This is a genomic window from Sphingomonas sp. (genome assembly GCF_040398505.1).
GTDB lineage: Bacteria > Pseudomonadota > Alphaproteobacteria > Sphingomonadales > Sphingomonadaceae > Sphingomonas.
The window spans coordinates 16,909-18,136 of the sequence record NZ_JBBATX010000053.1; the positions used below are offsets into that span (position 1 = coordinate 16,909).

The window sequence follows — 1,228 nt, forward strand, 5'->3', positions numbered from 1 at the left end:
GTTCGCCTCACATCCGGAACACCCCGAAGCTCGGCCGCTCCGCGATCGGCGCATTGAGCGTCGCCGCAAACGCCAGCCCGAGCACGTCGCGCGTCTGCGCCGGGTCGATGATGCCATCATCCCACAATCGCGCCGTCGCGTACCACGGATTGCCCTCATCCTCATATTTCTGGCGAATCGGGGCCTTGAAGAACTCGGCCTGCTCTTCAGTCCAAGACTCCGCATCACGGTGAACCGTCGCCAGCACGCTTGCCGCCTGTTCCCCGCCCATCACCGAGATGCGGCTGTTGGGCCAGGAGAACAGAAACCGCGGCGAGTAAGCCCGCCCGCACATGCCGTAATTGCCAGCACCAAAGCTGCCGCCGATCAGCACGGTGATCTTGGGCACGCTCGCGGTCGCCACCGCCGTGACGAGCTTCGCGCCATGCTTGGCGATCCCCTCCGCCTCATAGCGGCCACCGACCATGAAACCCGAAATGTTCTGCAGGAACAGCAACGGAATGCGCCGCTGGCACGCCAGTTCGATGAAATGCGCACCCTTCTGCGCACTCTCCGAAAACAGCACGCCGTTATTGGCGAGGATCGCGACCGGAATGCCCCAGATATGCGCAAACCCGCACACAAGCGAAGTCCCGTAGAGCGCCTTGAACTCGTGGAACTCCGACCCATCGACCAGCCGCGCGATGATCTCGTGCACGTCATACGGCGCGCGCACGTCGCTCGGCACCACCCCGTACAGTTCCTCGGCGTCGAATTTCGGCGGGCGCGGATCCTTGAGGTTCACGCTCGCCTGCACCTGCGGTTGCAACATCGAAACGATATCGCGCACGATCGTCAGCGCATGTTCGTCATTCTCCGCGACATGATCGACCACGCCCGATTTGCGCCCGTGCGTATCCGCCCCGCCCAGTTCCTCGGCCGAAATCACCTCGCCCGTCGCCGCCTTCACCAGCGGCGGCCCGGCGAGGAAGATCGTCCCCTGCCCGCGCACGATGATCGTCTCGTCGGACATGGCCGGAACATAGGCTCCGCCCGCAGTACACGACCCCATCACGCACGCGATTTGCGGGATGCCCTTGGCGCTCATATTCGCCTGATTGAAGAAGATCCGCCCGAAATGGTCGCGGTCGGGGAAGACCTCGGCCTGGTGCGGCAAGTTCGCGCCGCCGCTGTCGACGAGGTAGATGCAGGGCAAGTGGTTCGCCTCGGCAATCTCCTGCGCGCGGAG

General features: G+C 64.2%; 1 protein-coding gene. It reads right to left on the reverse strand.

Going from position 1 to position 1,228, the window contains the following annotated elements:
* Positions 1–7 precede the first annotated feature (7 nt).
* The coding region (locus ABWP09_RS08420) for a carboxyl transferase domain-containing protein (protein ID WP_353204698.1) at positions 8–1,228 on the reverse strand (1,221 nt) is incomplete at its 5' end.